This window comes from Planctomicrobium mucosum (assembly GCF_051466335.1).
GTDB lineage: Bacteria > Planctomycetota > Planctomycetia > Planctomycetales > Planctomycetaceae > Planctomicrobium.
In genome coordinates this window covers 3,373,473-3,395,814 of sequence record NZ_CP195793.1, presented here as the reverse complement: position 1 = coordinate 3,395,814, position 22,342 = coordinate 3,373,473, and the positions used below count along the sequence as shown (strand labels likewise).

Annotated in this window: 17 protein-coding genes; 8 read left to right on the top strand and 9 right to left on the bottom strand. The window is 53.1% G+C overall.

Translation table 11 applies throughout. The annotated features are described in order from the left end of the window. Positions 1-258: 258 nt before the first annotated feature. Positions 259-1,401, bottom strand: coding sequence for a methionine adenosyltransferase (gene metK / locus SH668x_RS13505; protein ID WP_437185590.1), 1,143 nt, complete (start codon positions 1,399-1,401; stop codon positions 259-261). Between the two features lie 379 nt (positions 1,402-1,780). On the opposite strand from metK, the gene SH668x_RS13500 reads away from it, so the two are divergent. Continuing rightward, on the top strand, positions 1,781-2,833 hold the full coding sequence (locus SH668x_RS13500) for a Gfo/Idh/MocA family protein (protein WP_437185589.1): 1,053 nt from the start codon (positions 1,781-1,783) through the stop codon (positions 2,831-2,833). A gap of 181 nt (positions 2,834-3,014) precedes the next feature. Further along, positions 3,015-3,854 (top strand): thiazole synthase, encoded by an 840-nt coding sequence (locus SH668x_RS13495; RefSeq protein ID WP_437185588.1) that lies wholly within the window; start codon positions 3,015-3,017, stop codon positions 3,852-3,854. 342 nt (positions 3,855-4,196) lie between these two features. Here SH668x_RS13495 and SH668x_RS13490 read toward each other — a convergent pair whose 3' ends face one another. Next, positions 4,197-4,343 (bottom strand): hypothetical protein, encoded by a 147-nt coding sequence (locus tag SH668x_RS13490; protein WP_437185587.1) that lies wholly within the window; start codon positions 4,341-4,343, stop codon positions 4,197-4,199. Positions 4,344-4,543: 200 nt separating this feature from the next. Here SH668x_RS13490 and SH668x_RS13485 point away from each other — a divergent pair, with 200 nt between their 5' ends. Next, positions 4,544-5,941 carry a sigma-54-dependent transcriptional regulator gene (locus SH668x_RS13485; RefSeq protein WP_437185586.1) on the top strand — a complete coding sequence of 466 codons (1,398 nt, stop codon included), beginning with the start codon at positions 4,544-4,546 and terminating at the stop codon, positions 5,939-5,941. A gap of 157 nt (positions 5,942-6,098) precedes the next feature. Here SH668x_RS13485 and SH668x_RS13480 read toward each other — a convergent pair whose 3' ends face one another. The 3 genes from SH668x_RS13480 to SH668x_RS13470 all read right to left on the bottom strand — a co-directional run bounded on the left by SH668x_RS13480 (position 6,099) and on the right by SH668x_RS13470 (position 8,941). Then, a complete protein-coding gene (locus tag SH668x_RS13480; RefSeq protein WP_437185585.1) occupies positions 6,099-7,313 on the bottom strand; it encodes a phage major capsid protein in 1,215 nt (404 codons plus the stop codon). Positions 7,314-7,547: 234 nt separating this feature from the next. Next, positions 7,548-8,024, bottom strand: coding sequence for a hypothetical protein (locus SH668x_RS13475; RefSeq protein ID WP_437185584.1), 477 nt, complete (start codon positions 8,022-8,024; stop codon positions 7,548-7,550). Positions 8,025-8,113: 89 nt separating this feature from the next. After that, entirely contained in the window at positions 8,114-8,941 is an 828-nt protein-coding gene (locus SH668x_RS13470; RefSeq protein ID WP_437185583.1) for a hypothetical protein, read from the bottom strand. Positions 8,942-9,205: 264 nt separating this feature from the next. Here SH668x_RS13470 and ftsH point away from each other — a divergent pair, with 264 nt between their 5' ends. Next, complete coding sequence (ftsH, locus tag SH668x_RS13465; RefSeq protein ID WP_437185582.1) at positions 9,206-11,209, top strand: ATP-dependent zinc metalloprotease FtsH; 2,004 nt, start codon at positions 9,206-9,208, stop codon at positions 11,207-11,209. Positions 11,210-11,338: 129 nt separating this feature from the next. Continuing rightward, a complete protein-coding gene (locus SH668x_RS13460; protein ID WP_437185581.1) occupies positions 11,339-11,920 on the top strand; it encodes a glycosyltransferase family 2 protein in 582 nt (193 codons plus the stop codon). Between the two features lie 15 nt (positions 11,921-11,935). On the opposite strand, the gene SH668x_RS13455 is transcribed toward SH668x_RS13460, so the two are convergent. Beyond that, on the bottom strand, positions 11,936-12,406 hold the full coding sequence (locus SH668x_RS13455) for an acyl-CoA thioesterase (protein WP_437185580.1): 471 nt from the start codon (positions 12,404-12,406) through the stop codon (positions 11,936-11,938). Positions 12,407-12,888: 482 nt separating this feature from the next. Here SH668x_RS13455 and hisC point away from each other — a divergent pair, with 482 nt between their 5' ends. Both hisC and hisB read left to right on the top strand, forming a co-directional pair. Continuing rightward, the gene (gene hisC / locus SH668x_RS13450; RefSeq protein WP_437185579.1) at positions 12,889-13,977 is read left to right on the top strand and encodes a histidinol-phosphate transaminase; all 1,089 of its coding nucleotides are present in this window, start codon (positions 12,889-12,891) and stop codon (positions 13,975-13,977) included. 101 nt (positions 13,978-14,078) lie between these two features. After that, on the top strand, positions 14,079-14,666 hold the full coding sequence (gene hisB / locus SH668x_RS13445; RefSeq protein ID WP_437185578.1) for an imidazoleglycerol-phosphate dehydratase HisB: 588 nt from the start codon (positions 14,079-14,081) through the stop codon (positions 14,664-14,666). A gap of 251 nt (positions 14,667-14,917) precedes the next feature. Here hisB and SH668x_RS13440 read toward each other — a convergent pair whose 3' ends face one another. The 3 genes from SH668x_RS13440 to SH668x_RS13430 form a co-directional block, all read right to left on the bottom strand. Beyond that, positions 14,918-17,104, bottom strand: coding sequence for an alpha-amylase/alpha-mannosidase (locus SH668x_RS13440; RefSeq protein WP_437185577.1), 2,187 nt, complete (start codon positions 17,102-17,104; stop codon positions 14,918-14,920). Positions 17,105-17,211: 107 nt separating this feature from the next. Further along, entirely contained in the window at positions 17,212-18,690 is a 1,479-nt protein-coding gene (glgA, locus tag SH668x_RS13435) for a glycogen synthase GlgA (protein ID WP_437185576.1), read from the bottom strand. 163 nt (positions 18,691-18,853) lie between these two features. Further along, entirely contained in the window at positions 18,854-19,927 is a 1,074-nt protein-coding gene (locus SH668x_RS13430) for an acyl-CoA dehydrogenase family protein (RefSeq protein WP_437185575.1), read from the bottom strand. A 495-nt stretch (positions 19,928-20,422) separates the two neighbouring features. Between SH668x_RS13430 and lepB the strand changes: the two genes are divergently transcribed. Then, positions 20,423-22,276, top strand: coding sequence for a signal peptidase I (gene lepB, locus SH668x_RS13425; RefSeq protein ID WP_437185574.1), 1,854 nt, complete (start codon positions 20,423-20,425; stop codon positions 22,274-22,276). The last annotated feature ends 66 nt before the right edge of the window (positions 22,277-22,342 follow it).

Genomic DNA, 22,342 nt, shown 5'->3' with positions numbered 1-22,342 from the left:
CCATCAGAATTCGCGCTCAATGTGCTTTGCTGTGCGCGGGAGTGCGAAGTTGTGTGTGGATTGTTGTATCGAATGACAAGTAGATGTCGCAGGACCCTCTGCGCAATCCTGCTCGTTGCAGTGACGTCGCAGCGAGCGGTCAGACCATAAAAAAAGCAGCATCGCTCCCAATGGAACAATGCTGCTATCAAATCAGATACACTCAATCGGCCGTTCTGTCCTGAGCGGTCAAAACGTCGATCGGATTGGAAGCTCGAATTAGCTCAGTGCTTTCTTCAGAGCTTCTGCTTTGTCAGTGTGCTCCCATGTGAAGTCTTTGTCATCACGTCCAAAGTGACCGCCGCTCGCAGTTTTGCGGAAGACGGGGCGCTTGAGCTGGAGGTGGCTGATGATGCCTTGAGGTGTCAATGGGAACAGATCGCGAACAGCAGCTTCGATCTTGCGTTCATCAACCTTGTTGGTTCCCTGAGTGTCGACGCAGATGCTCACAGGATCAGCAACGCCGATTGCGTAAGCGAGTTGAACTTCGCAGGAATCGGCGACACCGGATGCAACAATGTTCTTTGCAACGTAGCGAGCCATGTAAGCGGCGGAGCGGTCGACCTTAGTGCTGTCCTTACCGCTGAATGCGCCTCCCCCGTGACGGCCCCATCCCCCGTAAGTGTCGACGATGATCTTACGGCCGGTCAAACCGGAATCGCCGTGTGGACCACCGATGATGAACTGTCCGGTTGGATTGACGTGGTACTTTGTTTCAGCTGTGAGCAGTTCAGCAGGAACAGTTTCAGGAATCACGCGAGAGCGGATGTACTCTTCGATCTGCTTCTGATTCACGCTGGCAGCGTGCTGTGTGGACAGAACAATTGCTGTGATGCCAACAGGCTTGCCGTCGACATACTTGATCGAGACCTGGCTCTTGCTGTCTGGGCGGAGCCAATCGACGTCGTTTTCCTGGCGCAGTTTAGTCAGGAGGTTCAGAATGCGGTGCGACAGAGCGATTGGAAGCGGCATCAATTCTGGAGTCTGGTTGCAAGCGAAACCAAACATCAGTCCCTGGTCGCCAGCGCCGTCAGCATCCACACCCATCGCAATGTCAGCGCTCTGCTGATGCAGGCGGTTGACGTATTCGAAAGTGTCCGCGTTAAAGCCAATGTCGTCGCTGGTGTAGCCGATATCGCGAACAGCCTGTCGAACGACCGCTTCCGTATCGAATTCTGCATTTGTACGAATTTCACCAGCAGTCACCAGAAAATCGGTTGTGCAGAGAGTTTCGCAAGCGCAGCGTGAGTTTGGATCCTGTGCGAGCATCGCATCGAGAACTGCGTCTGAAACCTGATCGGACACCTTATCAGGATGCCCCATGCTGACTGATTCACTGGTGAAGATGAAAGAACGAGACATTAAATTTTCCTACGGCGATTAACTGAACACTAGTTGCCAGAACGCGGACAAATCCACGAATTTCTTGTCTGAACTGGAGTGCTGCAGTGATCAGCTGCAGTGACCAAAGGTGGATCCATCTTCCAGCATCCCAAGAGGATATTGAATCGGAGTGTAAACGGTACTATGGGAAAATTCCATCGGTGCAGGACTTCAAACGCAGACAACTTTCGAGAACGAATCCACTGAGATGGCATCGTTGAGTTGAGAGGTATCAGTTTATGTTGATTTGAACTGGGTTCGAATCTTCGTTTTTCGCTCCCGATTTCAATCGAAGTTCGATATCCTTCTACGCTTCAGTTGTTCCGAAAACGTAATTTAGAGTCGAGGCGTGTCTGGAATGTCGAACATCGTTCGTGTTGGATTAATTGGTGCTGGTGAGAACACCCGCGTTCGCCACATTCCTGGGTTGAAAAGTGTTTCAGAGGTTCAGATCGTCGCGGTTTCGAACCGCACAGCGGAATCCAGCCGTCAAGTCGCTGACGAATTCGCAATTCCGAAGATTTACGATACATGGCAGGAACTTCTGAAAGATCCAGAAATTGATGCTGTTGTGATCGGAACCTGGCCTGACACTCACTGCGAAATCTCTTGTGCTGCTCTCGAGGCCGGGAAGCACGTCTTGACGGAAGCTCGGATGGCCCGCAATCTTGCGGAAGCCAAGCAGATGCTCGCGACATCCCGCAAGTTTCCAAAACAGGTCGCTCAGATCGTCCCCAGCCCGTACGGATTGGTCTGTGGACCTGCGGTCGATCACCTGTTGAAGAACCATTACCTCGGCGATCTGCGTGAAGTGGTGGTCACCGGAGCAACCGATCAATTCTGGGACTACAGCAAGCCACTCCACTGGAGACAATGCGCCAAGGTCTCTGGAAATAACATTCTGTCATTGGGAATCCTTCACGAAACACTGCTTCGCTGGGCGCCACAGGCTGTTCAGGTCTTCGCAATGACCGAGCTGTTCGAGCCGACTCGCCCGCTGCCGAACGAGAATCGATTTGCAGAAGTGACGGTCCCAGATTCAGTGCAGATCCTCGCTGAACTCCAGGGTGGCGCTCGGGCCATCTACCATATCAGTGGAGTAACACTTTTGGGCCCCGGCACCAGTATCCACCTGTATGGAAGTCGCGGGACAATCAAAGTTCAATTTGTCGATGGACAGGAAGTGATGTACATCGGCCGGTCTGAAGACAAAGAGCTTTCCAAGCTCGATATTCCTGAAGAAGAAAAAGGGAAATGGCAGGTTGAAGAAGACTTTATCGCTGCAATTCGTGGCGAAAAGAAAGTCACTCTCAACGACTTCGCAACGGGCGTTCGTTACATGGAGTTTCTCGAAGCAGTCGCTATCAGCGCGAACGAGAACGCTCCTGTCGCACTTCCATTGGAAGACTAGGCGAAATTGCCATGAGGCACCGTTGTCCCCGTGGATGATGGTGCCTTAATGGTTCGTTTCTGTCACTCTTATTCCTCAACGATCCTCAACTGGTAGCGTTCTAGAGTGAACGGACGTCACTTGTTGACGTTGAGTCCCGAGGTCGGCCGATTTCCTGATCTCCTGAGATTGGACAAATTCCATGAGTTCTCCTCTCCTGCTAAATACAGACAAGCCACTTGTTCTGGGCAGCCACACTTTCCAGTCCCGACTCATTGTTGGAACCGGTAAGTACACGACGTTTGACCAGATGCGGAATTGTCTTGAAATCAGCGAAGCTGAAGTCATTACGGTCGCTGTCCGTCGCGAGAGACTGATCGACAAGGAGGGGCGAAATATCCTCGACTACATCGACCTGAAGAAATATACGATTCTGCCGAACACCGCCGGCTGTTTTAATGCCGACGACGCTGTTCGTGTTGCAAGGTTGGGGCGAGAGATTCTCCTCGGTCTTGAAAACCCGGGCTCCGACTGGGTCAAGCTGGAAGTGTTGGGAGACACTCGCACGCTTCTCCCAGACCCGATCGCGACGCTTCAGGCGACTGAAAAACTGGTCGCTGATGGGTTTCAAGTCCTTTGCTATACCACAGACGATCCAATCACAGCTCGTCGTCTGAAGGACGCTGGGGCGACATCGGTCATGCCCGCTGGGAGTCCAATCGGGAGCGGGCAGGGGATTTTGAATCCGAACAATATTCGGATCTGTCTGGAATACCTGAAAGAGAACGATCCCGACTATCCGGTGATTGTTGATGCTGGAGTGGGAACTGCCAGCGACGTCGCCATCGCGATGGAGCTGGGATGCGATGGCGTCCTGCTCAACACAGGGATTGCAAGCGCACAGGACGCTCCATTGATGGCTCAGGCAATGCGTGATGCATGCCGGGCCGGACGGTCTGCATGGCGTGCTGGTCGTATTCCCAAGCGGCTGTACGCGACAGCTTCCAGCCCAGAAACCGGCGTGATCAATCTCTCTCGCTAACGCCACATATCGAAGTGTTTGAATCTAAAAAAAGAACGCCCGTGTCAAAATTGGCGTTCTTTTTTTATCAATCAACTCAGTTGAAAATTTGAATCGCGTTGACGAAATGCACGCTTTGTGTTTCGGGAAATCAACACTGTTCTCAGGGCCCCTTAGAGGTGAGGAGCGAAATCGCGTAAATCTCTGGGAAACCACAGGTTTTGAGGTTTGTTACTCTGTCGGACCTCACTGAATTCACGCGATTCACTCTCGCCACAAATTCTTGGAAAACTTGTTGCCTCGCGGCATCCATGACGTAGTTTTCTGTAACGATCGAAGCAACACGTGTCGCTACGGATGGATTCAACCCAATCGACGCGAGCCAAGTCGACCGCCAGCTTCTTTGGATAGAGAAGCGATGACAAGACGGAGCACATCTGCGCAATCGACCTCTCGACCGACGACTGTTTGAGTCAGCGGATCGCAGAGTTGTCGTATTGTGTCGGGCATCGCGGAACCCTCCCGCTCTCCGGTACGAATGAACTTCGACGTCAGTCGGGATGATCTCTCGGTTTGCACGTTCAAGAATGAATTGAGTTCACCGGCAAGAGTACACCTCGCGCCTCGAGCCTGGCATGTTCGCGGATACGACGGCCTGGCTCCGAATCGCCGACCGGCGGGTTCGCCGTATGCATAGAGAAAGAAACATCATGACGAACCAGGGTTCGTTGCTAGTTGTTGATGACGATCGCCACATCTGCGAAGCGATGGCTGATTATCTAAGAAGCCTCGGTCATCGGACGGAAACTGCGACTACTTGCCGAGAGGCAATGGATCGCATGAAAGAGATGCCCTTTCAGGTCGTCATCTGTGACGTCAATCTGCCGGATCAGGATGGCTTCCAGCTACTGGAATGGTCGGTTCTTCACTGCCCTGACACCGCGATTATTCTGCTCACTGGCTATGGCACGATTGAAAGTGCTGTCGAAGCCATTCGACTCGGAGCGTTCGACTACCTCACGAAACCTGTGATCGACGATGAATTGAATTTCTCGATTCAGCGTGCTTTAGGGCAACGCAAGATCGTTGAAGAAAATAAGTCGCTCCGAAAACAACTCAACGAGAAATTTGGCATCTCGAACATTATCGGTCGTGACTACAAGATGTCGAAGATGTTCGACCTCGTGGAAAGCGTCGCTGATACCCGCACAACCGTGTTGATCCTTGGCGAAAACGGGACGGGGAAGACGATCACCGCTCGTGCAATCCATCAACTCAGTTCACGTCGTGATAAACCGTTCATCGAAGTCGCCTGCGGCGCTCTTCCTGATTCGCTTCTGGAAAGCGAATTGTTCGGACACGTCAAAGGTTCATTCACCGGTGCAACACAGGACAAGCCTGGGAAGTTTCTACAGGCGAACGGCGGAACGCTCTTCCTGGATGAAATCGGAACAGCGTCACAAAGCCTGCAGGTCAAGCTACTGCGAGTTCTTCAGGATCGTGAGTTCGAAGCCGTCGGCGGGTCTGTCACTCACAAGGTGGACGTTCGCCTGATTCTCGCAACGAACGAAGACCTCGAAGCACGCGTCCGCTCGGGCGATTTCCGACAGGACCTGTTTTACCGAATCAACGTCATTTCCGTGACGCAGCCTCCATTGAGAGAGCGACTCGGCGACATTCCGCTGCTGGTTGACCATTACCTTGCGGAGTTCAATCAGCAGACCGGTAAGCACATTCGAGGGCTTGACGATCACGCCTTGCAAGCGTTGCAGCGTTATTCCTGGCCGGGGAATGTTCGTGAACTCGTGAACGTAATTGAACGCGCAGTGGTTCTTTCGAAATCCGATGTGCTCGGCGTCCATGACCTTCCAGAGAACTTCCGACGCGAGGAAGTAGAAGCTCATTATGGTTACAACCGGTCCCTTGGATCTGCAGGGTTGAAGTCTGCCCTCGCTGATCCGGAACGACAAATCATCATCGATGCTTTGGAACAGCATGGCTGGAATCGTCAGGAGACAGCCCGGGTTCTTGGGATTAACCGAACCACGCTTTATAAGAAGATGAAGAAGTACGACATCTCCTACGAAAAGCAGGTACAGATGTACTAAGAGGCCCCTCAGGGGAGCTTTGTGCTGGAGGTGGGAGTCGAATCCCCGACCTGCGCATCGGCATCAATATGAAAACTCAACGGACCTCTCCATCACTGCGATGAAGAGGTCCGTTCGTTTTTTGAAATCGAAAACTTAGCGTGGCTGTTGTTCTTGGTTACGCCCCAGTCACCTTTGTCACATATGCAGTGTCAACCGCACTCACTCCGCCGAAGTAGCGAGCCTTCACACGGAGAACCACATCCCGATCGAACGATGCAGGACCTTCTGTGCGTTGCAGGAATGTCTGGACCGGCCAAATCTCAGTCCAGATAAACTGACGGCGGAAGTCGCCCAGATACCAGTGCGAGGCGGCGCTCCCCCCTTGCTCATCAAGAAACGGAGAACTCAGCACTTCCAGCAGATTATGAACTGGATTTGCGAAACGGGTTTCGCTGCTGGATGTGTTCACCTGGACTTCGGTCGACTGCACAATACTCCGTGCCGTTCCGCGAAGCTTCTCGGAAACCAGGATCTGCCGCGCAGGAGCGACGATTGGTCGCGATTGGCCATCCACCCGGTCATCTTTGACCTCAGTCGCGCGATAGTGCAGCGCTTTCTCGATATCGGTCCAACTGGTCAATGGGACCGCAGCGTTGAAGGCGCTTGATGTGGTATTGCCACTTCCGATGTAGTTCCGATTGGAACCATTCGACGCGTAGAGAGACTGTCCAGTTCCAGAGGGGCGGTAGACGAATTGACCTCCCGAGGCATCTGCATCAGTCACTGCCCGGACGATCGTGCGTTCTCGTTCCTGTCGCAGGTAATATCCAAGTGCCATCGCCCTTCGATGGATTTCGCCGGTTTGGTCGAATGCAATCAACTCCTCGTTAATGCTGAGGATGCGACCCTGCTTCGATTCCAGCGAGGTGACAAACTTTTCGGCGAAGCTCGATTCCTCGTACGGGTGCCCCTCAGCAACTTCGGTTGGACCACCCAGTGCTCGAAAGCCAGCGATCTTGGCGTTGCGAAGTCGGCTGGGAATCGCGTTGACGAGACGATCACCGATAAAGCCCGCGTCGTCTTCGTAACCTTCAATCACCTTGCGGCCAATCAGTTCGCCAGTAACCACCTGGAATAGATGTGCGCTTGCACCGGGATTGGACTCCCGCAACAGAGTGTTGACCGCTCCTGGTACATCCAGCAAGTCGTCAAGCGGTTGCGACTCATTCAATGAGCGTAAGCGAGGGAGTACGCCGCACGCATCCGCCAATTCATGGTAGGAGAAGTCATCGGGAGTCAATTTCTTCTCATTCAGCAGCTCAACAATTTTGTGATAGAACCCTGCTGGACCGTGAGATTCAATCAACGTTTGGACGGAACTTCCGCGCATAAAACCTCGATCATCAAAGTGGAGAGAAATCATCTGGAGAGCAGAATGCTCTGAAGCTGGCCAACGTCGGTCTTGACCAGAGACGACATGTCGGAGCCACTGATTTGAAAATCATTGAATCAGAAGTGCGCTCGCCCAGTTCCCATTCAGGCACTGAAGAGAACACGGGCGAATTACCTTCTGTCGCGGTCATGCATCCCGCGGTGACGTCCGACTCGCACGAAATACGCTGGACTATCCGATTTGTGCATTCACGTTGGCTGTCGCGGTGGTGTACGCAGAAGCGAACGTCACGCGAAGAGTCGTCGCAGCGCTGGTCGTGAACTCGGCAGCCCGAGCAATGGATGCAGCGGCAGCACTCGCCTTCAGCTGTTTGTTTTGAAGCTTACTGGAGCCTTCGTCAGGACCCAAGGTCGTGCCAAGTTCGTAGCTGGCAGAGGCGACGTCGAATTCATAGACACTTTCCGAACTGACATCGACCGAAATCGGCGCGGTCTCTCCCACTGCGCTCGGTTGGTGAGCGACTCCAAGAAACTTTTCGGCAAAGTTTCCCTGTGTCGTGGCCAGATTCGTCGTCCAGGTGAACGCGGCCGCCGGCTTGGCGCTGGAAGTGTCCAACCAAACCAGATCGCCCGCTTCGATCACGGTGTCGGCTGCCACACGGACCTTACGCAGATGAACCTGACCAGATCGAAATCGCAATTTGTTCATTTAAGTCTCTTTTCTCAAGGGGAAGGGAGACCCCACCAGAATGGTGGAGCAGTGAAAAGCTTGGAAACATCACGAGGAGGATGGCCAGATCACGCTGCGCGTTTCAGAACGCGAAGAAAATCGTCAGCGTCGGCATTCGTCGGGGCAACCCGGAGGCGTGTGTGGCTCTCGGCGAGACGTTCGTCCTTGTGCGAGAGACGCCGCGACCAAAGCTGCTTTCTGTCTTCGATCAGCTTTCGTCGGAGTTCCAGATGTGGGGTAGAAAGAAGTTGTTCGAAAAAGCAATCACTCACCGCTTCCGGGGCGAGTCCCGACTGAGTCACCAATTTTCGGACATCTTCCGCATTGGATGCGATGGCGAGTCGGTTTCGAAGATGGGCGACTTCCAGAATCAGATTGTCCCGTTCATTGCGAACGGCATCCACTTCGCCGGGTGAAATTGACTCGGAGAAGGTCGTGGTGGTCGCAGGGTTAATCACAGCGTCGACAGAGTAAACCTGTGCGATTCGCACAACCTGTGTTCCATCTTGCGACCGTTCTGCCAGAACCACGTGCGACATCCCCACACCGGGCACTTCCGCCTCGACAAGACGTAGAAACGTTCGTCCACTCTCAGTGTCAAGAACCTGAATATCACCTCGGATTCGCCCGTTTTCAAATCGGGGATTCACGACCGAGCCAACCAGATCGCGAGTGCTCCGTTCCAGCGGTCGCTGCCGACTCACCGCGTGATCTAAAAAGACCGGTTTTCCGTCATACAACGCAACTGCTTGCTCCAATGCATCTTCTGCGTAAGCGTACCCATTGCGAGAAGATTGCCCTGCAATGGCGATGTTTTCAACAAGTCGTCTCGTCTGGTCGACGGAAAGGTCCGAATTCCAGTTCTCAATCCGCTCATTCAGCGTCATCAACTGCATAGAAATCACCTTGCTTCGAAATTTGAAACCTTTTCAAATCAACAAGATGCAGTTGCGCAGCACTGTTTGGAGCCTTAAACATCCCTCATTCAAGGTGGCACCGACAAATAACAGTGAGTTTGTTCCATCCAGACACCAAACTCTGTAAGTTTATTGTGTTGTAATTGTCAGAAGTGGTGTAGTCGTGTAGCGTTCCTTCGATAGAATGCGAGACTCGTGCTCGACACGAGCATCCGAATACAGCGATTCATAAAGAGTGAGTGAATGACGGAAGCTCCGAAGCCCAAGAAGACCGACTCTGAGGAAGCAGGACAGGAAAAGGCTGCTCCAAAGGGTGGATTCCCCTATATGATCACCGTCATGATCGCCATTGTTCTGGCGATACTGGGGGTCCAATGGTTGATGTCCGCCAATCGGACTTCGATTGATTACGCCTTCTTTCTGGATCAGGTAAAAGCGAAGAACGTCAAGTCAGCGACGCTCTATCCTCTTTCTGTGCAAGGGACTTGGGTAGACGTTAAAGCTGCGGAAACAGCTTGGCACTCCTACAAGGCGGCTCTGGCTCCATCCAAAGATGGAGAGGAATCCGCCAAACCGGCGTTGAAACTGGAACAGCCGAAGTTTTCCGATCAGTTCACGACCGACGTTCCGACACTCGAAGGGGCCTATCTCACTCGCCTTTTGGACGATGAGGGAGTCAAGTACAAGGCTGCCCATGATGATGTCCGCATGGTCTTTCTCCAGGCGCTCATTTATCTCTTGCCGCTAGGATTGCTTGCACTCTTCTTCATTTTCGCGATGAGACGATCTTCGGATCCGATGAACTCCGGAATGTTCGGCAGCTTCGTCAAAAGTCAGGCAAAGCGTTTTCGCCCTTCAGAGCAGAACACAACATTCCAGGATGTCGCTGGAATGGAACACGCGAAGCGGGAACTTGAGGAAGTGGTCGACTTCCTCAAAGAGCCAGAAAAGTTCCGGAAGCTCGGGGCTGAAATTCCGAAAGGGGTTCTACTGTCGGGGCCTCCGGGAACAGGAAAAACACTGCTCTCCAGAGCGGTCGCCGGGGAAGCTGGAGTTCCGTTTTACTCAATCAACGGTTCTGAATTCATTCAGATGTTCGTTGGGGTTGGGGCAAGTCGCGTCCGCGATATGTTCCGGACCGCGAAGGAAAATGCCCCCTGTATTCTGTTCATCGACGAGATCGACGCTGTCGGTCGTGTTCGTGGAGCGGGCGTCGGTGGTGGTCACGATGAACGCGAGCAGACACTGAACCAGATCCTCAGCGAAATGGATGGATTCCAGTCCAACGAAGCTGTGATCGTCATCGCTGCGACGAACCGGCCAGACGTTCTCGACCCTGCGTTACTCCGTCCGGGACGTTTCGATCGACACGTTGCGATTGACCGTCCAAGTCGAGCAGGTCGCCTGGGGATTCTGAAGGTTCACGTTCGCAAAGTGCCGCTGGGAGCTGATGTCAATCTCGACGAGATCGCGAATAGCACGATCGGATTCTCCGGAGCAGACCTGCGAAATCTGGTCAATGAAGCTGCTCTGTTTGCTGCCCGCGAAGGGAAATCAGAAGTGAATTTGCGAGACTTCGAAAACGCTCGCGATAAGATTCTGATGGGTGTACCTCGCGAAGAAGTGATGAATCTCAAAGAGCGTCGTATGACGGCGTACCACGAGGCGGGACATGCATTGATCGCATGGCTGCTGCCTGAAGTCGATCCTGTTCACAAGGTCACCATCGTTCCTCGCGGTCGTGCTCTAGGGGTGACTCAGCTGTTGCCCGAAGAAGAGCGGATGCACATGGGCGAAAGCCGGCTGCGTCAACAACTCGCAATGACACTCGGCGGTCGTGCTGCAGAGAAACTTGTTTTTGATGAGTATTCCGCAGGTGCTGAAAGCGATCTTAAACGCGCTTCTCAGATTGCCCGCCGCATGGTCGGGGCATGGGGAATGAGCGATCGAATTGGACCTGTCGCATTTCGTGATGAAGAAGAACATCCATTCCTTGGCAAGGAGATGCACGAAACCCGCAAGTACAGCGAGCAGACTGCCTTTGTCATCGACGAAGAAATGCAGAAAATCCTGCGTGCAGCTCAGGAACAGGCAATGCACCTTTTGGACGAGAATCGCCTGAAGCTCGATCAGATTTCAGATGCGTTGCTCGAACGTGAGATTGTGTCACGCGAAGAGCTTGTCGCTCTGATCGGTCCGAAAGCGGTCGAGGTTGACGACTCTGCAAACCTGCGAGCGGTTCGATAGTTCCTCTCGCAAGGGGAGCGGAACCGCTGATGACATCAAATTGAAACGGTCGCTTCAGAATCTGAAGCGGCCGTTTTTCATTGATCGCGCAACAGAACGAAGTCTTCTGAATTCAACAGGAGACTCAGCATGCATCTCAGCGTTATCACAGCGACTCATCAACGCCCGTCCCAACTCGCTCGGACTCTTGAGCAGTTTCGCACGCAGTGTCACAGCAATCTCCGCTGCGAACACATCGTTGTTTCTGATGGACCGGACGCTGTGGCGGCACAAGTCTCGAAGCAGTGGGGAGCGAGTTTTGTTCAGTTAGATTCTCATCGAGGAGACGCTGGAGCGTACGCCAAAGACGCGGGAATACATGCAGCGCGCGGCAAATACGTCTGCTTCTGGGATGATGACAATCTGTATCACCCACACGCGATTTCCGCGCTCGTCGCAACCGCTTGGGACCACGATATCGGTGTCGTACAAACTCAGCACCGGTTTCGAAAGGCCCATGGAATGGTCACGCTTCCACGCCGGTGGGATGGGCAGTTCCACGCGGGTGATATCGATACCATGTGCATCTGCGTGAAGCGAGAACTCGCTCTCACCGCAAAATGGGGGAATGGCCAACCGCCTCCGGGAACGGATTATCGGTGGCTGCAGGCACTCTCGGTGAAGAAACCATCAATTCGCTTTGTGCCCATCGTGATCGGCTACCACCTGTAAAAGTTGAGGTTCCAATCACATCGCTGTGCCATCGTCTGACGGTGCGGTACGCGCTTCGTCGGCGTTCGCTCTGCCCCCATTCTCTGCGGGAAGTTCGAACGAACTTGAGACTTCATTCGGAATGGCCTGCAGCCGACCAGATCGCGTGTCGACGAACGCCCAGTACGTTTCCGCACGAGCGATCAACTGATTCCCACAGAAAAATTCGAATTTTCGGCGAGAGGTGAACTTTGTCATTTCACTGACCCACGTTCGAATTCGCAGGACATTCCCCAACAGTGCTGGCCGTCGGTATTCAATGTGATGCGACCTCACAAACCAGGCCCATCCGTGCAACTCATAGCGTTCGGTTGGCCATCGTTGCAGCGACGAATGAGCAACGGCAGCATCCTGCATCCATCGAAAGTAAACGGTGTTGTTGGCGTGTCCCAGTCCATCGATATCTGCAGGAACGACGGTCACTTCAAAGTCAAAATAGATGGCCATTCATTTCTCAATTCAACGCAGTCTCAATGTTTCGGGCAGGGACCTTGACGATGTCGCGGCGCGACGCAGAGAAATACCGACTCTCCTCGCTTCGTGCTACTTCTTCTACTGATCGCCGGAAATCACGGCCCATCGACCACACAGACATTCGGCAGTGTGATTTTCAAGTTGCGTTTCTGTTCGGCGGACGGAGACGAGTTGATGATATTAGTGTCAAACATGCAATCCATCGGGGTTTACAGCGATTTCAAGCCGCTCACCCCAAGATGGCTGGTTCCAGAATCCATGACCTGCCACAATCTGCTCAATTGAACCTCCCACGATCGCGAACATCCAGTGAGAACGATGGGTCCAGATATTGGCTTCTGGCGCATTTGTGCACTTGCATTGATGGGAGCGTTCAACGACGTCTCAACCTGACATTGACTTCGCGCGTCCGGGGAATCGAACCGATTCGCCATTGTTTATAGTGAATTCCCAGCATGACACTGTTTCGTCCGAATATTGAAAAACTGCATGGTTATGTCCCTGGTGAACAACCCCAGACTGCTGGCTGGGTGAAGCTGAACACCAACGAAAATCCATATCCGCCGTCTCCCGATGTCGTTGAGGCAATCACTCGCGTTGCGAAAGACAGGCTGCACGTCTACCCGGATCCACTGGGGCGCTCGTTCTGCAAGGCTGCTGCCGAGGTACTGGGAGTCGAACCCGAGTGGATCTTCCCTGCGAATGGGAGTGATGAAAACCTGACAATTCTTGTTCGATCGTTCGCGGACAAAAACGACCTGATCGCATATCCGTACCCGAGCTACATTCTTTACGAAACGCTCGCGGAGATTCAGGGAAGCCGACATGCACGACTCGCCTTGAACTCCGACTGGAGCTGGAATCTACCTCGCAACCGAGCGTTGCTCAGCCAGGCGAAACTGCTCTTCCTCCCGAATCCGAACTCTCCATCCGGAAATCGTTGGGATGATGAGACTCTCAAATCGTTGATCCCAGCAGACGGTGTCCTCGTTCTCGATGAAGCCTACGGTGATTTCGCTGATGAGCCGGATCAGCTGGGTCTACTCAAGAGCGAAGCCGGTAAGCAGATCATCGTCACCAGAACCTTCAGCAAGTCTTACAGTCTGGCTGGACTGCGATTCGGATTTGCGATCGCACATCCTGATCTGGTCGCGGGGATGCGAAAAGTCAAAGACAGCTATAACTGTGATGCGCTTTCACTCGCTGCTGCGGAAGCGGCAATTCGCGACCAGGACTGGATGTTGGCCAACCGTGCCAAGATCATCGCGACTCGTACCCGATTGCAGAACGAATTGGTTCAACTCGGCTTTTCGATTGTTCCAAGTCAGGCAAATTTTGTGTGGTCGACGCACCCGACGCGATCACACGCTGAGATCTACGAAGCTCTCAAGGCTCGTCAAATCCTTGTCCGCTACATGAAATTCCCTCAGGCGGTCGATCCAACCCCAGAAAATCCTGAAGGTTTGATTGATGGATTGCGAATTACCGTCGGAACCGATCCGCAAATCGATACATTTCTCGCCGCCCTGCGTGAAATTCTGTAATTCGATCTGATTCGATGCAGAATTAGGATCAGCTGATCAGCTTCATTGACATGATTATTGGGCCTTCCTCAGACACAACACTTCATCAACATCAAGCAGCCATGCCTCGTACAGCCTCCATTGATCGCACAACCGGCGAAACAAAAATCTCCCTTTCTATCAACCTTGATGGGACCGGAGTCTCTGAAATCGATACCGGAGTCGGCTTTTTCAACCATATGCTGACACTGTTCGCAAAACATGGCCTCTTCGATCTGAAGATCAAAGCGGTCGGCGACCTCGAAGTTGATCAGCACCACACAGTGGAAGACACAGGCATTTGTCTGGGGCAGGCCATTCGACAGGCAGTCGGAGACAAGGCTGGTATCAACCGCTACGGGAGCATGACTCTCCCGATGGAAGACACGCTTGTCACTTCTGCTCTCGATCTCAGCGGACGCTACTGGTTTGTCGATAACTTCAAATTCCCGACCGAGAAGATCGGAGAGTTTGACTCACAATTGGTGGAAGTCTTCTGGCAGGCAGTTGCAGCTAACGCTTTGATGAACTTGCACGTTGTGCATCACCACGGGCACAACAGCCACCATATTTCTGAAGCGATATTCAAAGCGACAGCCCGGGCCCTGCGAGTTGCCATCACTGTTGATCCCCGCCAGACCGGAATCCCCTCTTCAAAGGGTGTTCTCTAGACCCTGTCTCAGGGGGATGTGGCGGCGAACACTCGTTCAAACGCTGCGTTTCTCGCCGCCGGAACGCCACACTCTTGTGAGAGGCGCTCCAGGCCCCCAGCCTGCGAGTTGAAGAAAAGAATTGGATTTCGCTTCGACCGCTGACACGTGATTGCAGGCGAACGGCCCGAGCACTCAATCGAAAAACAAAGAGCGTTTGCAATTCCAATGATTGCAAACGCTCTTTGCGATTTCTCACAGAGCAGCGAACTCTACGCCTGCCACATATGCATTTCAAAGTCGGCAGAGGGGACGGTCATGTCGATGGTCCCTTCGCTCGGAGTCCGTTCGATGACTTCTCCACCTTTCATCAACTCGGCGGCGACGTGTAGTCGTTGACCGATGGTTACTCCCAAGTCTTTCCAGGGGACGGAAAGTTCAAAGACTCGATCGTACGCATAGGCTCCACTTGACTCGGCTAATGGCTTGTCGTCAATGCTCACCTTCGGGGTCTGAACGGTTTTTTCCTGGAACTTCGCACGAATCTCCGTTCCATACGGTTCGACGAACTTGAAGCGGATCTCGTCATAGTCCCTGAAATCGTTGACGGCCGTCGTTGCTCCGTCCAACCGCAGCAAGAGGTTGCGAGTGTCGAATCCAAAGTACAGATCTTTGACAACGGTCTCGCTGACCATCGTCATCGTTCCTCGTTCACTCCCCGCGACATAATGTCCGGCATTCAACCACTCAAAGTACGACTTGCGGCCATCGACCTTCACATTCAGGAACGATCTTGGGCTGCTGTGGATGTGACGGCGTTCCGTACGCGTGACCGGCTTGAGCAGATCTGAAGGGGGCGCCTCACCGAGTAGCGAATAGACATTGCGGAGGTGTCTGCGGAAAAGCTCATCAAACAGTGCATCCTGTGCGGAGTTATGGTCGTCTCCGTACCACCAGAACCAGTCGCTCCCTTCGGCGATCATCAACTCGTCCCACGCTTTCGAGATGAGTGTCGATTCGAACTTCCCGGTCTTCTCCGCTTTGACCAGGAATTCGCGTGTGATGTGCACGAGATCCCACGCGTCTCGATCGTCCTGATGTCCGATCCAGATGTAAAAGTCGTGATTGATCCAGCTTCCCGCGAAAAGCCGGCTGATTTTGTGTGCTGGCGGGTGCTTTACGAGATGATCGGAAACCCGCACTGGATTGATTTCTTTGTCCTGCACGGCTGAGCGATACAGGTTTCTTAAGAACGCCACTCCTCCATCCGGGTAGTATTCCCAGCAGTTCTCTCCATCGAGGATGATCGGGACAAAAGCGGGTTGCTCTGAGCTGGACGCAATCGAACGTCCGATCTCTTTTACTTTTGCAAGCAGGTCGTTCGCTGCCCAGCGAGGATCGTTTCGCTGGTAATGGAATCCAATCAGATCGCTCAATCCATGATCACGGAAGATGATTCCGAGACCTTTCCCATCCTGTTCCACGCGCCAAGGGCGATAGAGCATGTCGGGACGATTGACGAGTCCATTCCCATCGCGATGGACAAAGCCATCTGTGGAGTGCATTAAAATCTGTTCGTCTGTGGCGATCCATTCGATCCCCGACGACGCGATTGAACCGAGAATGTCTTGGGAGACTGAACCTTCTGACGGCCACATTCCGCGAGGGGCGGAGCCAAAGAGTTCTTGGTGATACGCCACCGCCTTCTGGATTTGCGTGATCGCATCTTCTTTGTAGCTGGCGGTGTACTTAGGAAGTGGAGCACCCGGCATCGCTTCCCGGGCACACTTCTTATCCCAGAGAAGCGGCAGAATCGGATGGTAGAACGGCGTCGTCGTCAGTTCGACCTGACCCCCTTCGGAGAGCTTGCGGTGAATGGGGATCACCTCGGCAACGAGCTCAAGCTGCTTTTTCAATAGCCATGATTTCTCTTTCTCCGTGTAGTTCTTTCCCTTATCCCGAAACTCGCGAAGCTCGGCATCTCGTTCGAATACGAGATCGTGAATCCAGGTCAGATTGTTCCAGACCTGCAAATCTCGAAGATCCTGTACGGTGAATCTGGCGAGGGCATCTTCCACGTTGTCACGCCCATGAGCCCGCTTTTGGTGAAGCTCATGGTAGCGCGGATATGGACGAACCATCGTCCATTCGTTGGCCATAAAAAAATGGTCGAGCAAGTAGATGGCATCGGTTTCTGAAAGAGAATCTGCAGCGAGTCGCGAAATGTCGAGGTGTTTGTCACTCCCACCTTGAACGTAGCGTTGAATTTGCTTGAGAAGACTTGGAACCAGGTTGATGCTGCATCGAAACTCAGGGACTTCCTGAATATGGAGCGCCATTCCGATGTAGTCTTTGGTCGAATGGAGCCGCACCCAGGGCATCAGCGTTTCCCCAGTGAGATCGTCTGGGTAGTACGGCTGATGTTGATGCCAGAACAATGAGAGCGAAACAGGCTGCATGGGATGAGGACCCAATCTTCTGAAGTGATACTAAGTGCTGGAACCAGAGGCCGGTTCGATCACCCTAGATTTGATTATTCAAATCAACTCCGGGAGAAAATTGAATATCAGTTTGTGCTGCGACCAGCGATTTCTATCGCACGTTGGTAAGCCTTGATGTATTCATTGGCGCTTTGATTCCACGAAAGATCGCGGCTCATCCCGTTTTTAACGAGTTGATTCCACTGATCGCGGTAGTGCGTGTAGGTTCCAACTGCTCGCCAGACAGCCTGAATGTAAGCTTCTGAATCGTAGTTGTAGAATTTGAAGCCGTTGGCAATCTTTTGGTCGACATGTTCCGGCGTGGCATCGATCACGGAATCGGCAAGTCCACCGACAGAATGAACAATTGGAATCGTGCCGTATATGAGGCTGTACTGCTGATTCAGTCCGCAAGGTTCGAATCGGCTTGGCATCAGGTAAGCATCTGAACCCGCTTCGATGCGGTGTGCCAGACCTTCGTTGAAGCCAATTTTGACGGCGACCTTCCCGGGGTAGCGCTGCTGGAGTGAGAGCAGGTAATTTTCAAATCCTTTGTCACCTGTTCCCAGGACGGCAATCTGTACGTCCGCCTGCAGCAACTCGTCTGCTTTTTGCGCGATCAGGTCGAGCCCTTTTTGATCCGTCAACCGGGAGACCATTCCGAACAACATCGCGTTCGGGCGAACATCAAGTTTCATTTCAGCCTGCAGGGCTGCTTTGCACTTCGGTTTGCCAACCAGAAATGTCTCAGCAGAAAACTGGGCAGCGAGATTGGTGTCGATCTCTGGATTCCATTCTTTCGTGTCGACCCCGTTGAGGATTCCGACGAGAGTTTCTTGCCGTTCCCGAAGCAGTTGGTCCATTCCGCATCCGAATTCCGGGCGACAGATTTCTGCAGCGTATGTCGGGCTGACCGTCGTGATGATGTCAGTCGTGACGATCCCCGTTTTCAACAGGTTGAGATGGTTGTTGAATTCCATCTCCTGCCAGTTGGAATCGGCATTTGGGATCCCGGTGAGTTCCATCTGCCAGGCGGGAAATTGACCATGAAAGGCCATGTTGTGGATGGTCAGGATCGTCCCGGTGTTCGTGAATTTTCCTTCTGTTCGACGCTCATGCCGGATGATGGCCGGAATGAGGGCGGTTTGCCAGTCGTTGGTGTGAATGATGTGAGGGCGAACAAGGGTCTGCGAGATTTCAACGACTGCGCGGCTGAAGAAAATGAATCGCTCTGCGTTGTCGGGGTAGTCGCTTCCCCCTTCGGTGTAGAGTTGCTTGCGATCAAAAAATGTCGGTTGATCGACGAGCAGAACCTCCACGTTTGTCCCGGGAAGAATGGTCCGACGAATTGTGGCTCGAATGGTCGAGTTATGAAGTTCAACTCCAACAATCGCTACTGGCTCACCGCGTCGGGATTCGGGGATGATCCGGCGATAGAGCGGAAGCACGAGTGTGACATCATGTCCGGTATCTGACAGCGCCTTGCTGAGCCCGGTAGCGACGTCGGCAAGTCCACCCGTTTTTGCATATGGAACCGCTTCGGAACTGGCCATCAAAATACGCATGGGAGTCGTACATCCTGTTGAACGTGTTCTGTCAATTCGCTGCTCAGCCGGCGACTCGCACGTGAGTCGATTTCCCGGGAAACTTCGCATCAGTTGAATCGTAACTCATAACGACATTGCAAGAAGAATGATCTACGAAAATCAATGGTTTTGACGTTTTGCATCAAACTTTCCTGAACGCCGATTCTTTCAGAAACTCTTGTACAACATGCTGCGGGCAAGACCAGACCAAAAAGAACATCGCTTGCCGTACTGCCAACTCCGCTGGATGCCCACGAACGTACCCGGCGCCCTTGGTAATCGCGAGGCTTGCCTGTGTGACTCGAAGAGCCAGAGAGTTGGCCCGCTGGCGGATTTGAGCAGCGGACCAAGGGGAAGAGTCAATGTCAACGCTCGTTGATGGGAACGACAGTGATGCGTAGAGTTGACCTCGGATTTCTTCGAATTCGTGTTCAAAGGCGGAGGCAATTTCCTGGAATTCGGTGCGAGTTGTTGCCTGTTCCCGAATGAGATGCAGCGATGACCGAGTGAGACCAAGCGCGAGGGCTGAGGTGGTCTGGGAGCCCGTTCCGCCACCGACTCCTTTGGTCATAATATCTGATGTCGGGCCAGCGATGAGATGGCTTCGACTGAGGACAACATGATTCAACGCAACTCTGGCGGTGTGAGACTCGGTAAAAGCCATCAGCTGTGAGTGAGGCTGAACTTGAACTCCGGGGATGTTGGTCGGGAGGGCAATCAGGACCTGCTCTCCATCAGGGCAGGTTCCGCCTGTGACGATGTGCTCGGCATAAGCCGCTCCTGTGACCCAGGGGATACCGCCGTTGAGAATCAGATTGTCCCCGTCGAACTTCACTTGTACCGCTGGTGTGCGCAGGTGTTGTTGTGACGTGGTGAGATGTGATATTCCAACCGTCGCGAACGTGGTTCCCTGAGCTAAATCAGGAAGAAGGCGGCGTTTCAATTCTTCATTCGGAGAGGACGCAATTCGCTGACAGGCGCCGTTTCGCTGAGTCATGATAAAGGCGGTCGTCATGCACGCCGCTGAAAGAGATTCGTAACCCTCGATCAGCTTGGTTTGAGTGAGTTCCATTCCACCGTAGGCTGCGGGGATGGCCCATTTTGAAATTCCTTCGTCATTGATCCATGCCAATTGTTCCGCAGGCCAGTCGCCAGATTGATCCAGCGTCGAGGTTGTCCCCTGCAGGCGGGCATGCAATCCGGGAGAAATTTCCATGTCGATGGCCTAAAGGCCTCTGGTGGCCTTGTCTGGGAATCACACTGCGTGGGCGCTGTGCCCCTCCCTTCGGGAGTGCGGCTGTGTCATGGTTGGCAAAATCTGTACAAAGTCTTGGTTTGTCGCTGCCGGAAAGTCGCATTTTAATGGGACTGGCTCGCGTTCCCCCAGAATAATGAAAACAAGGGTGGACGAGAACAAATAACAGCGGATTCCGTGGAATTTGCGGAACTCTGGAAGGTTTGAACGACTCTTGAGAGAAGGGGATGGAACCCAATTGAGTGATCATCAAGAGCCAGTCATCGGGAGTTTCCGTCTTCATGGGTTGTGAACTTGGGAGTTTGACCAAGAGAATCTATGATGCGATTCTTCTGATCGGTCAAATGCCGTCTCCGATTAGTAGACGACAGGCCGAAATTGGCAAAGTGAACGCTTGCAGTTTGAGAGTACATCCAGGGTGTTGAATCACCTTGAAACTGATAGAAATTGAGATCAATGTCCCAATCAGAAGAAAAAGCGATCGCTTCTCCCAAGGAAGATGTTCGTCCGGTGCCAGGGGCTAAGTCGCAAGAGAAAGCGGGGGCGACTCAAAAACCTCGCGAAAGCACTCGCGATACCATTGAGTCGATTCTCTTTGCGTTCATTCTCGCATTCCTCTTTCGCACATTTCTCGCTGAAGCGTTTGTGATCCCCACCGGGTCGATGGCACCGACTCTTTACGGGCGTCACAAAGAAACGACATGCACTTCATGCGGGCATCGCATCGTTGTCGGGGCGAGCCATGAGCTGAATACCGAAACCGGCCTACTTCATTCGAACTCTCGTCTAGAGGCTGCAGTCTGCCAGAACTGCGGATTCGAAAACCGACAGATTCGAGATGAGCTGGCCTACAACGGCGATCGAATTCTCGTCAATAAATTCCCTTACGAATTTTCAGATCCGAAACGTTGGGACGTCTTCGTCTTCAAGTACCCATCTGAGCCCAAAACCAACTACATCAAGAGACTTGTTGGGCTGCCGAACGAGACGCTGCGTATTCGCAACGGAAACCTGTATTCCGTCGAGGGGACCAACGAACGAATTTTGCGTAAGCCGCCAGAAAAGCAACGACGCCTGCAGATACCGGTTTACAACGATGATGAATTCCCCGCCGACTTAGTTGCAGCTGGATGGCCGGAACGCTGGATGCCGGTCGTCGAAGGGGACGATGGCCTTGTCCCAGGATGGACGTCAACTTCGTCTGGATGGAAGGCTGATCCCAAGAATCGTACTTACTCCATTTCGACCGAAGAGAGCAATTCGCTCGCATGGTTGCGCTATCAGCATTTCTTCCCGACGTCAGCCGACTGGGCCGCTGCGATCAGTGGCGAGGCACTACGGCCACGTGCTCGGTTAGTCGGTGACTTCTGCGGTTACAACGCGTTCATCGGCTCTCGAATGGGACAAATACACGGCGCACGGTCTGTGGACATCGGCCCGTACTGGGTTCCTGATCTGACTCTGAATGTTGAAGTCAAGATCGAGTCCGTTCAGGAGGATGGCGAACTCATGCTTGAACTTTGTGAGGGGACTTCGTTTTTCCGTTGTCGACTTCTGCCCAAGACTGGCGAGGCGATTCTCGAAGAAGTCAACTCGCAGATGAATCGTCGTGTCATTGAATTGGCGCGGGCGAAGGCACCGATTAAGGGGGCTGGGACCTATCAACTCGCATTCGCGAATGTCGACGACCGCCTTTGCCTTTGGGTGAATCAACGTTTGATTGATTTTAAGGAGGGGGCTGAGCTCCCTTCACCGGGGGCAACTGGAAATACGCTTCCAACGGATCATGACCTGTCTCCTGTTGGAATCGCAGCGAAAGGGATCTCCGCCAAAGTTTCGCATTTGCTGATCGAACGGGACATTTATTACCGAGTCGCCAATCCCTCTGGGACATTCGATTACTTGGAGTTCGAACTGGCGAGAACCGTTTTTGAACCAGCAGCCTGGGGTGAGTTCTATACCCAGCATGCGTCTCAGTTGGGGTCACGCACTCTCAATACCGGCAATGATGAATATCTGGCATTCGGGGATAACAGCCCGCAAAGTAACGACAGCCGCATGTGGGATACCGGTCACGAAGTTGTACCGGGAGACTACCTCGTCGGGAAAGCGTTCTGGATTTACTGGCCACATGCAATTCCATTCCTGAACGGAGGACGAGGTTTCCCGATTACCTATCACAAGGAACTCGAACGGGTCCCAGCGCAGCGTCATGGTCAGCAGGAGGTTCGTGCGGTCAAGGTGAAGGACTATCCTCGCTATACGTTCCCGTTCTATCCGCAGTTTGACCGGATGAAGCGAATCCGTTAGCGGCATTCACTCGGTTCGTGATCAACCTCGCTGCCCCGTTGCTGCGAGGTTTTTTGTTGGCCGTAC

What these genes read in the sequence shown, in the direction of transcription:
- metK (WP_437185590.1), bottom strand. Translation starts at nt 1,401, where the DNA reads ATGTCTCGTTCTTTCATCTTCACCAGTGAATCAGTCAGCATGGGGCAT.
- SH668x_RS13500 (WP_437185589.1), top strand. Translation starts at nt 1,781, where the DNA reads ATGTCGAACATCGTTCGTGTTGGATTAATTGGTGCTGGTGAGAACACC.
- SH668x_RS13495 (WP_437185588.1), top strand. Translation starts at nt 3,015, where the DNA reads ATGAGTTCTCCTCTCCTGCTAAATACAGACAAGCCACTTGTTCTGGGC.
- SH668x_RS13490 (WP_437185587.1), bottom strand. Translation starts at nt 4,343, where the DNA reads ATGCCCGACACAATACGACAACTCTGCGATCCGCTGACTCAAACAGTC.
- SH668x_RS13485 (WP_437185586.1), top strand. Translation starts at nt 4,544, where the DNA reads ATGACGAACCAGGGTTCGTTGCTAGTTGTTGATGACGATCGCCACATC.
- SH668x_RS13480 (WP_437185585.1), bottom strand. Translation starts at nt 7,313, where the DNA reads ATGCGCGGAAGTTCCGTCCAAACGTTGATTGAATCTCACGGTCCAGCA.
- SH668x_RS13475 (WP_437185584.1), bottom strand. Translation starts at nt 8,024, where the DNA reads ATGAACAAATTGCGATTTCGATCTGGTCAGGTTCATCTGCGTAAGGTC.
- SH668x_RS13470 (WP_437185583.1), bottom strand. Translation starts at nt 8,941, where the DNA reads ATGCAGTTGATGACGCTGAATGAGCGGATTGAGAACTGGAATTCGGAC.
- ftsH (WP_437185582.1), top strand. Translation starts at nt 9,206, where the DNA reads ATGACGGAAGCTCCGAAGCCCAAGAAGACCGACTCTGAGGAAGCAGGA.
- SH668x_RS13460 (WP_437185581.1), top strand. Translation starts at nt 11,339, where the DNA reads ATGCATCTCAGCGTTATCACAGCGACTCATCAACGCCCGTCCCAACTC.
- SH668x_RS13455 (WP_437185580.1), bottom strand. Translation starts at nt 12,406, where the DNA reads ATGGCCATCTATTTTGACTTTGAAGTGACCGTCGTTCCTGCAGATATC.
- hisC (WP_437185579.1), top strand. Translation starts at nt 12,889, where the DNA reads ATGACACTGTTTCGTCCGAATATTGAAAAACTGCATGGTTATGTCCCT.
- hisB (WP_437185578.1), top strand. Translation starts at nt 14,079, where the DNA reads ATGCCTCGTACAGCCTCCATTGATCGCACAACCGGCGAAACAAAAATC.
- SH668x_RS13440 (WP_437185577.1), bottom strand. Translation starts at nt 17,104, where the DNA reads ATGCAGCCTGTTTCGCTCTCATTGTTCTGGCATCAACATCAGCCGTAC.
- glgA (WP_437185576.1), bottom strand. Translation starts at nt 18,690, where the DNA reads ATGCGTATTTTGATGGCCAGTTCCGAAGCGGTTCCATATGCAAAAACG.
- SH668x_RS13430 (WP_437185575.1), bottom strand. Translation starts at nt 19,927, where the DNA reads ATGGAAATTTCTCCCGGATTGCATGCCCGCCTGCAGGGGACAACCTCG.
- lepB (WP_437185574.1), top strand. Translation starts at nt 20,423, where the DNA reads ATGTCCCAATCAGAAGAAAAAGCGATCGCTTCTCCCAAGGAAGATGTT.